The organism is Mycobacterium sp. (assembly GCF_035640695.1).
Lineage (GTDB): Bacteria > Actinomycetota > Actinomycetes > Mycobacteriales > Mycobacteriaceae > Mycobacterium.
Window position 1 is genome coordinate 1 of the sequence record NZ_DASQVQ010000051.1, and the last position, 9179, is coordinate 9179.

Genomic DNA, 9179 nt, shown 5'->3' on the forward strand with positions numbered 1-9179 from the left:
GGCAAGAAGGCGATGATCGTGGTGGTCAAGCCGTCCACCGGCGATATTCTCGCCGTCGCGCAGAACGCCGCGGCCAACACGGAGGGGCCCATCGCCACCACCGGCCTGTACCCGCCCGGGTCGACGTTCAAGATCATCACCGCCGGCGCGGCCATCGACCGCGACATGGCGACGCCGACCACGCTGCTGGACTGTCCCGGCACGATGGACATCGGGCACCGCACCATCCCGAACTACGGCGGATTCGACCTCGGCACGGTGCCGATGTCGCGCGCGTTCGCCAGTTCGTGCAACACCACGTTCGCCGAACTCGCCAGCAGGATGCCGCCGCGCGGCCTGACGATGGCCGCCGCGCAGTACGGCATCGGGCCGGACTACCAGATCGAGGGAATCAACACCGTGTCCGGCTCAGTGCCGCCGACGGTCAACCTTGCCGAGCGCACCGAGGACGGCTTCGGGCAGGGCAAGGTGCTGGTGAGCCCGTTCGGCATGGCGATGGCGGCGGCGACGGTCGCCGCAGGGAAAACGCCCGTGCCGCAACTGATCGAGGGCCGGCCGGCCGTCGTGACGGGAGACCGCACGCCGATCACCCCGAAGATGCTCGATGGCCTACGGCCGATGATGCGGCTGGTGGTGACCAACGGCACCGCCAAGGATCTGCAGTCTTCGGGTGAGGTCCGCGGCAAGACCGGTGAGGCCGAGTTCATCGGGGGTTCGCATTCCTGGTTCGCCGGATACCGCGGGGACATGGCCTTCGCCGCGCTGATCGTCGGGGGCGGCAGCTCGGAGTACGCGGTGCGGATGCTCAAGGGCATGTTCGATCAGCTGCCGCCCGACTATCTGGCCTGAGTAACCTGTCCGCAGAGGGCTATGACGGACATCAACCACGAAACCGCGATGCGCGTGTCGGACGCCGACCGCAACGGCACGCTGCGCCGGCTGCACAACGCCGTCGCGCTCGGGCTGATCGACATCGACGAGTTCGAGGAACGCTCGGCGCTGGTGTCGCGGGCCCGGTTGCACTCCGACCTGGATGCGCTTGTCGGCGACCTGCCCGGCCCAGGGGCGATCGTGACGTCTGCAGCCGATCGGGTGGAGCTGCGCGGCGTGCTCGGCTCCCTGAAGCGGCATGGCGAATGGACGGTGCCGACCCGGCTCGCGCTGGTGCGGCGGATGGGCTCCGTCGACCTGGATCTGACCCGGGCTCGGTTCGCCGGACCGATAGTGGTCATCGAGCTGGACATGAAGTTGGGCGGACTGGACCTGCGCCTGCCCGATGGGGCAAGTGCGTCGATCGACGACGTCGAAGTCAACGTCGGCAGCGCCCGCGATCACCGCAAGGACGCGCCCGCCGAAGGCAGGCCGCACGTGATCCTCACCGGCAAGGTGGTGTGCGGTTCGGTGGACATTCGCGGCCCCCGCCGGTCGTGGCGGTTCGGCCGCTTCGACCGCCGTTAGCGCCGGAACAGCTGCGAACCGATGCGGACCAGCCGGTCCCACCCGGCCGGGCGGGCGACCATTTTGCCGATCAGCGGCGTGGAGTCGAAGTACGAGACCCGCTCGGCGACCAGGCCGTCGGTGAACGTGAAGCGGTCGACGGCGTCCCACGCGATCGGCTTGCCGCCATACGTTCCGCTCAACGTGAATTCGATGAACACCTCGTGCTTGCCATGGCCGACGCGGTGGACGTCGGCGTGCAGGTCGGGCACCAGGGCGAACAACCGTTGGAACGACTCGCGGCAGGCTTGCTTGCCGCGCAGGGCGCCCATCATCGGCTGGATCAGCACGATGTCGTCGCTCCACAGCGCCTCGTGCTTGGCCAGGTCCGGGGTGCGCCATGTGTCGGTGAATCGCTCGGCGAACTGGGTGGCGAACTGTTCGTCAACCTCGTCGACGCGCACGCGAGGAGCAGAAGAGGAATTGGTCATGGCACCAGAATCTAGCCGCGCGGTCCGACTAGTCTGGCGTCATGCCTGTTCGCACTGCCCTGCGCCCCGGCGTGGTCTCGCCGACCGTGCCGGTGCCCAACTCGATTCCACGGCCAGAGTACGCGTGGAAGCCAACCGTCAAAGAGGGCAGCGAGCCGTGGGTGCAGACGCCCGAGGTGATCGAGAAGATGCGTGTCGCGGGCCGCATCGCGGCGGGGGCACTTGCCGAGGCGGGCAAGGCCGTCGCGCCCGGTACGACGACCGATGAGCTCGACCGCATCGCCCACGAGTACATGATCGATCACGGCGCCTATCCGTCGACGCTTGGCTACAAGGGCTTCCCGAAGTCGTGCTGCACGTCGCTGAACGAGATCATCTGCCACGGCATCCCCGACTCGACGGTGATTGAGGACGGCGACATCGTCAACATCGACGTGACGGCTTACATCGACGGCGTCCACGGCGATACCAACGCCACCTTCCTGGCCGGCGACGTGTCCGAGGAGCACCGGCTGCTCGTCGAGCGGACCCAGGAAGCGACCATGCGTGCGGTCAACGCCGTCAAGCCGGGCCGCCAACTCTCGGTGATCGGCCGCGTCATCGAGGCGTACGCAAACCGGTTCGGCTACAACGTCGTTCGTGACTTCACCGGACACGGCATCGGCACCACCTTCCACAACGGGTTGGTGGTTCTGCACTACGACCAGCCGGCCGTGGAAACCGTGCTCGAGCCGGGCATGACGTTCACCATCGAGCCGATGATCAACCTCGGCGCGCTGGACTACGAGATCTGGGACGATGGCTGGACCGTCGCGACCTTGGACCGGAAGTGGACCGCCCAGTTCGAGCACACTCTGGTGGTCACCGACGACGGCGCCGAGATCCTGACGCTGCCGCAATGAGCTGCTCGCGCTACCTTCGGTGAGCGGCGCACTGCTGGTCGCCGGCACCACGTCGGACGCCGGGAAGTCGGTGGTCGTCGCCGGACTGTGCCGCCTGCTGGCCCGAGCGGGGCTCAAGGTGGCGCCGTTTAAGGCGCAGAACATGTCCAACAATTCGGCGGTCACCGTCGACGGCGGCGAAATCGGTCGCGCCCAGGCGATGCAGGCCCGCGCCGCAGGCCTCGAGCCGCACACCCGGTTCAACCCGGTGCTGCTGAAGCCCGGCAGCGACCGCACCTCGCAGCTGGTGTTGCGCGGTCGCGCGGTCGACACCGTTACCGCCAGAGCCTACGTCGAGCACCGGGAGCGGCTCGCCGAACTCGTGGCGGCCGAACTGGCTTCACTACGTGCCGAATTCGACGCTGTGATCTGCGAGGGTGCCGGATCGCCAGCCGAAATCAACTTGCGTGCAACCGATCTCGCCAACATGGGGTTGGCCCGGGCCGCGAATCTGCCGGTCGTGGTGGTCGGCGACATCGACCGCGGCGGGGTGTTGGCCCACTTCTTCGGGACCGTCGCGGTGCTCGACCCCGCCGACCAGGCGCTGATTGCCGGATTCATCGTCAACAAGTTCCGCGGCGACCTGGCGCTGCTCGCTCCGGGACTGGAACGGTTGCGGGCGCTGACCGGCCGACCGACCTACGGCGTGCTGCCGTACGTCGATGACCTGTGGCTTGACGCCGAGGACTCGCTGTCGGTGCTGGCCGACCGCGTGGTCGGTGTGCCCGAAAGGCCGCGCGGCGCTCAGACGTTGCGGGTGGCCGCGATCCGGCTGCCCCGCGTCGCCAACTCAACCGACGTCGAGGCACTGGCATGCGAACCGGGTGTGCTGGTGCGTTGGGTCAGCGCCGCCGCCGAGCTTGCCGACACCGACGTCGTGGTGATCCCCGGCACCAAGGCCAGCGTCGCCGACCTCGGCTGGCTACGGGAACGCGGTCTGGCCGAGGGCATCGTCGCGCACGCCCGGTCAGGCAAACCGGTGCTGGGCTTGTGTGGTGGCTTTCAGATGCTGTGCTGTCGCATCGACGACCTCGTCGAATCGAAGGCCGGCACCGTGCACGGGCTCGGACTGCTCGACGCGGACATCGTCTTCGCGCCGACCAAGACGCTGCGCACCCACGACACCCCGCGCAGCGGTTACGAGATCCACCACGGACAGGTCGTGCGGTCGGCCGAGTCGGCGTGGGCAAACGTCGGCCTCAGACGCGGGGCCGTGTTCGGCACGCATCGGCACGGGCTTTTCGACAATGACGCGTTCCGTCGGGAGTGGCTCAGCGAGGCCGCAGCCGCGGCCGGCCGGCCTGGGTTCGTCGTCGCCGACGACGTGGACGTGGCCGCCCGCCGCGACGTGCAGGTTGATCTGATGGCCGAACTGTTGACCACACACACGGATGTCGACGCGATCTTGGGGCTGCTCGACGGTGGCCCCCCGAAGCGTCCCACGCTCAACTCCGCGTTGGGTGAGTAGCCTTGGCTTCATGATCGGGCGGCGGACGGGGACGTCGGTGCTCGGTTTCGTGGTGGCTGTGGTGCTGCTCGCCGGTTGTGCCTACAGCATCAGCGGAACGGCCACCTGGCCGGGGGCGAAGCTGCAGAAGGTCGTGCTGACCGCGGGCGACCTACCGACGGGTGTGCGTTATGACCGCATCGTCGAGGACCCTCGCCGGTCGGACGGCGCCGGTGGCCCCGCCGCGATGTTGTCTGTCCCCGAGGGCTGCTCCAACGGGCTCACCGAAGTGATCGCCCGATCCGCCGAACGCGGACCCGGCAGCGCCGTGAAGTACGCCGTGAGCTACGACGGTGCCCGCGTCGTGATGACAGTGCTGAGCTGGCAGCTGAACCTCGGGCAGCTGGCCGCGATGGCCAGCCGCTGTGAACACTTCGACGCCTACTTCGACCGAACCTCCGCAGGCATCCCGATCACCACCACGAAGCTGCCCAGCGACCGCCCCGACGAGCTGCTGTACCAGCAGACGATGCGACTGAACGGCTCCGACACAACTGTGTTCATGTCGTTCGAAAACATCGACAGGATGGCCACGTTCGGAATGGCCCTGCCCGCAAGGGATCTCGATGCACGCCAGGGCGCGATGCCCAAAGCGACGCTGCCGCAGACTTTTACTGAGGTCGTGAATAAGCAGGCCGACAAGGTGCGCGCCGGCTGAGAATTCGCACGATGCGAATCCAAAATGCCACGGCGCACTGGCGGCTCCAGGTACCGTGCTGGAAATGCCTTCGACGATGCTCACCGTCGACGGATTCCCGGTAGGGGTCTCTGCGACAGGCCCGGAGACGGGGTCCGTCGTCGCCGTGCTCGCAGCGGCGCACCACGCGCCGTCCGCGTACGACGCGGTGTGCCAGCGGCTGCACACCGCGTCGTTGCGCACCGTCGTGATCGCACCCGACCAGCGGCTGACCGCCAAATCGGTCTTAGGAATTCTCGACGCACTGGCCGTGCAGTGGTCGCTGCTGGTCGGTGACCGCGTCGGCGGTGAGCTGGCCTGGGAGCTGGCCGCGACCAGGCTCGACCGGTTCACCGGCCTGGTCGTTATCGACCGCGGGCATCCGCGGGTGGCCGATCTGACCGGGGTGATTCGCGATGAGCACTGCCCGCCGGTGGAGATGAACACGACCGTGCTGGTCAGTACGCCGGCCGCCAAGGCGGTGGCCAAGGCCAGCCAGCGCTATGTCTACGGCCACTTCCGGCTGGTGGACCTGCTTGGGCGGCGCAACGCCCAGGAATCCATCGCGCAGCTGGCCGCCGAGATCGTCATCCGCGCCAACACCTGGTAGCGCACGCCAAGACGCCACGCCAAGACGCCAAGACGCCAAGACGCCAAGACGCCGACACCCGTCACGACGGCGCGGTCTTGGGCGTCCATGCCGGCGGCACGCCGGGATGATTCGGGAACAGGAAGTCGACGAACGCGGCGGCCGTGGGCTGCGGTTCATGGTTGGCCAGGCCCGGCCGCTCATTGGCCTCGATGAACACGTACTCATCCCGAGTGACGTCCGGCACGACCAGGTCGATGCCGGTGACGGGAATGCCGATAGCGCCGGCCGCCGCGACCGCCACCCGGCACAGTTCCGGATGCACCTCCGCGGTGACGTCGTGAATCGTGCCCCCTTGATGCAGGTTGGCGGTGCGCCGCACCCGCAGCGGCAGTCCCTCGGGCAAGACATCGTCAAACGACCAGCCGGCCTCCCGCACCGTCGCCTCGGTGACCTCGTCGAGCGGGATGCGGGACTCGCCGCCGGTGGCCGCGGCGCGCCGACGGCTCTGCGCCTCGATCAGGTCACGAACGCTGTGCACGCCGGTGCCGATCACCTCGGCGGGCATCCGCAGCGCGGCCGCCACCACTCGGCCGTCGATCACGACCAGTCGCAGGTCCTCGCCTCGCGCGCGCTGCTCGATCAGCACCTCCGGGCAGTGCTCGCCGGCCCGGGCCAGGGCGGCGTCGAGTTCGTCGGGCTCGCTGACGCCGACCGTGATTCCCTTGCCCTGCTCGCCCCGCGTCGGCTTGACAACGACGTCGCCCGCTTCGGCCAGAAACGCATAATCGCCATCGTCGAAGGTGGCCAGCCGGCCCATGGGCACGGCGATCCCGGTGGCGGCGACGATGCGCCGGGTCAGGCGTTTGTCGTCGCACCGGCTCATCGCGATCGCCGACGTGAACTCCGACAGCGACTCGCGGGTGACGACGCTGCGGCCGCCGTGGGTGAGGCGCAGTTCGCCGGTCTCCGCGTCGAGGACCTCGACCTGGATTCCGCGGCGGATGGCCTCGTCCGCGATGATCCGGGCATAGGGGTTGAGGTCGTCGACGGTCTCGGGGGGACCGGAGGTGAACAACGGCTCGTTGATCGCGTTCTTGCGCTTGATCCCGAACACCGGCACCCGCCGGAAGCCGAGCTTTTCGTACAGTGCAATGGCCGCCGAGTTGTCGTGTACCACCGACAAGTCCATATAGGCGCGGCCGCGACCGCGAAAGTCCTCGGCCAGCGCGCGGGTCAACGCCTCGCCGATGCCGGGCACGCCGGCTTCGGGATCGACGGCCAGCGACCACAAGCTGGAGCCACGCTCCGGATCCGAGAACAGCCGCTCGTGGTCGACGCCGGTGACCGTACCGACGATCGTCGCGTCGTGATCCCGGACCGCCACCAGGTAGGTCACCGCGTCGGCGGCGCGATGGTTGTTCCAGATCACGTCGACCGGTGCCGGAACCATGTTGCAGCGGACGTAGACGCGGTTCATCGCGTCCCCGTCGGCCGGGCTTTCCAGCGTGCGCACGCTGACCCCGACCGGCGGGCCGCCAGAGTCGTCGTCAAAGAACCGCAGTCGGTAGGTGTGGCTGGGGTCGATGAATAGCTCCTGCGGCGCCCGGGCGACCACGACGTGCGGCTCGCGGGCGTAGATGCAGATGTCGCGACGGCCCGGGCTCTCCCCCCGGAGCACCTCGGTCAGCTTTTCCGGATCGGCGAAGGTCTGTCCGAAAATGAGCCGGCCCCAGCCCAGTTCGAGCACCACGTCGTGGGCCATCGCGTCCAGCAGGTGCTGTGGCGAGGCGTCGTGCAGCCCGAGCGTGATGGCCTCGGGATGGTCCTCGCCCGGGTCGAGCACGGTCATACGGCCGCCCCGGCGATGTGATGGTGCTGCAACCACAACTCCAGCAGGGCCAGCTGCCAGAGTTCGTTACCGCGCAGCGGCGTGAGACGACCGTTGGGGTCCGCCAGCAGCCGGTCCACCGCCTCGGGACGGAACAACCCGCGTTCCTTGGCGGCCGGGGAATACAGCGCCTCGCGGACCAAGTCGAGGTACGGCCCCTCAAGATGTGTCAGCGCCGGAACGGGGAAGTAACCCTTGGGACGGTCGATCACCTCCGACGGGATCACCCGGCGGGCGGCCTGCTTGAGCACGCCCTTGCCGTCGTGGGCCGTCTTCAGCGCCGGTGGGCAGCTGGCGGCCAGCTCCACCAGCTCGTGGTCGAGGAAGGGCACCCGGCCCTCCAGGCCCCAGGCCATGGTCATGTTGTCGACCCGTTTCACCGGGTCGTCGACCAGCATCACCGTGGTGTCGAGCCGCAGGGCCCGGTCGATGCCGGTGTCGGCGCCGGGCCGCGTGAAGTTCTCGTGCACGAACTGTCCGCTGGGGTCGCCGGCGGCGACGGCGCCGGGTGCGAGCAACGCGCTGGCTGCCGCCGTGTCGCGGTCAAAGAACGCGGCCCGGTATCGGCCGACCGACTCGTCGACCGTCGCGGCCGACTCGCCCATCGGTGGGTACCAGTGGTAGCCGGCGAACACCTCGTCTGCGCCCTGCCCGGACTGCACCACCTTCACGTGGCGCGAAACCTCCCGGCTGAGGAGGTAGAACGCGACACAGTCGTGGCTGACCATCGGCTCGGCCATCGCCTCGATCGCCTCGTCGACGGCGGGGAGCATGCGGGCCGGGTCCACCAGGATCTGCTGGTGGTCCGTGCCGAATGTCTTCGCGACGAGGTCGGAGTACTCGAACTCGTCACCCGCCTCGCCCGCCGCGGCGTGGAAGCCGACGCTGAAGGTTTTGAGCCCCGTCTGCCCCATGTCGGCGAGCAGGCCGACCACCAGCGACGAGTCCAGCCCTCCGGACAGGAGCACACCGACCGGGACGTCGGCGACCATCCGCCTGCGCACCGCGACCCGCAGCGCCTCGAGCACGGCGTCGCGCCAGTCGCGCGCGCTCATCCCCGCATCCTCCCGGCGGCGGACGTGCTCGGGGCGCCAGTAGACGTGGTCGCTCCTCGTGCCGTCCGGCCGGATGGTGCGCACGGTGGCCGGCGGCAGCTTGCGGACGCCGCTGAGGATCGTGTGCGGGGCCGGCACGACCGAGTGGAACGTCATGTAGTGGTGCAGGGCGACCGGGTCGATCGAGGTGTCGACGCCGCCGCCGGCGAGCAGCGCGGGCAGCGCGGAGGCGAACCGGAGCCTGCCGGGTGCCTCGGTGACGTAGAGCGGCTTGATGCCGAGCCGGTCGCGGCCGAGGGTGAGCACACCGGTGTCCCGTTCGGCGATCGCGAAGGCGAACATCCCGAGGAAGCGCTCCACGCACGACGGGCCCCACCGGTGGAAGGCCTTGACCAGGACCTCGGTGTCCGTGGTGGAGAAGAACCGGTACCCGGCCGCTTCCAGGTCCGCCCGCAGCTCCCGGTAGTTGTAGATCAGGCCGTTGAACACCGCGGCCAGCCCCAGCTCGGGGTCGACCATCGGCTGCGCCCCGCGCTCGGAGAGGTCGAGGATCTTCAGGCGGCGATGGCCGAGCGCGACGGCCCCCGTGGCG

General features: G+C 68.9%; 9 protein-coding genes. 6 read left to right on the plus strand and 3 right to left on the minus strand.

The window, feature by feature from the left end; translation table 11 throughout:
- Both VE759_RS06175 and VE759_RS06180 read left to right on the plus strand, forming a co-directional pair.
- Positions 1 to 849 (plus strand): penicillin-binding transpeptidase domain-containing protein (locus VE759_RS06175; RefSeq protein ID WP_324929248.1); only part of this gene is annotated, 849 nt, incomplete at its 5' end.
- Between the two features lie 21 nt (positions 850 to 870).
- Positions 871 to 1458, plus strand: coding sequence for a DUF1707 domain-containing protein (locus VE759_RS06180; RefSeq protein ID WP_324929250.1), 588 nt, complete (start codon positions 871 to 873; stop codon positions 1456 to 1458).
- Here the strand turns inward: VE759_RS06180 and VE759_RS06185 are convergent.
- On the minus strand, positions 1455 to 1928 hold the full coding sequence (locus VE759_RS06185) for a nuclear transport factor 2 family protein (protein WP_324929252.1): 474 nt from the start codon (positions 1926 to 1928) through the stop codon (positions 1455 to 1457). The two genes, VE759_RS06180 and VE759_RS06185, sit on opposite strands and share 4 nt — an antisense overlap.
- Positions 1929 to 1969: 41 nt before the next feature.
- Here VE759_RS06185 and map point away from each other — a divergent pair, with 41 nt between their 5' ends.
- The 4 genes from map to VE759_RS06205 all read left to right on the plus strand — a co-directional run bounded on the left by map (position 1970) and on the right by VE759_RS06205 (position 5662).
- Positions 1970 to 2830: a type I methionyl aminopeptidase gene (map, locus tag VE759_RS06190; RefSeq protein WP_324929254.1), complete on the plus strand. Its 861-nt coding sequence runs from the start codon at positions 1970 to 1972 to the stop codon at positions 2828 to 2830.
- Between the two features lie 19 nt (positions 2831 to 2849).
- On the plus strand, positions 2850 to 4337 hold the full coding sequence (locus tag VE759_RS06195; RefSeq protein WP_324929256.1) for a cobyric acid synthase: 1488 nt from the start codon (positions 2850 to 2852) through the stop codon (positions 4335 to 4337).
- A gap of 10 nt (positions 4338 to 4347) precedes the next feature.
- Complete coding sequence (locus tag VE759_RS06200; RefSeq protein ID WP_324929258.1) at positions 4348 to 5034, plus strand: hypothetical protein; 687 nt, start codon at positions 4348 to 4350, stop codon at positions 5032 to 5034.
- Positions 5035 to 5098: 64 nt separating this feature from the next.
- Positions 5099 to 5662 carry an alpha/beta hydrolase gene (locus tag VE759_RS06205; protein ID WP_324929259.1) on the plus strand — a complete coding sequence of 188 codons (564 nt, stop codon included), beginning with the start codon at positions 5099 to 5101 and terminating at the stop codon, positions 5660 to 5662.
- A 61-nt stretch (positions 5663 to 5723) separates the two neighbouring features.
- On the opposite strand, the gene ngg is transcribed toward VE759_RS06205, so the two are convergent.
- Both ngg and VE759_RS06215 read right to left on the minus strand, forming a co-directional pair.
- Positions 5724 to 7493 (minus strand): N-acetylglutaminylglutamine synthetase, encoded by a 1770-nt coding sequence (ngg, locus tag VE759_RS06210; protein WP_324929261.1) that lies wholly within the window; start codon positions 7491 to 7493, stop codon positions 5724 to 5726.
- Positions 7490 to 9179, minus strand: a 1690-nt coding sequence (locus tag VE759_RS06215; RefSeq protein WP_324929263.1) for an N-acetylglutaminylglutamine amidotransferase, incomplete at its 5' end; no start/stop codon positions are given. The genes ngg and VE759_RS06215, both read right to left, overlap by 4 nt.

Bases quoted from the DNA above. Each gene is read 5' to 3' on its own strand.
- VE759_RS06180 (WP_324929250.1), top strand. From the start codon at position 871: ATGACGGACATCAACCACGAAACCGCGATGCGCGTGTCGGACGCCGAC.
- VE759_RS06185 (WP_324929252.1), bottom strand. From the start codon at position 1,928: ATGACCAATTCCTCTTCTGCTCCTCGCGTGCGCGTCGACGAGGTTGAC.
- map (WP_324929254.1), top strand. From the start codon at position 1,970: ATGCCTGTTCGCACTGCCCTGCGCCCCGGCGTGGTCTCGCCGACCGTG.
- VE759_RS06200 (WP_324929258.1), top strand. From the start codon at position 4,348: ATGATCGGGCGGCGGACGGGGACGTCGGTGCTCGGTTTCGTGGTGGCT.
- VE759_RS06205 (WP_324929259.1), top strand. From the start codon at position 5,099: ATGCCTTCGACGATGCTCACCGTCGACGGATTCCCGGTAGGGGTCTCT.
- ngg (WP_324929261.1), bottom strand. From the start codon at position 7,493: ATGACCGTGCTCGACCCGGGCGAGGACCATCCCGAGGCCATCACGCTC.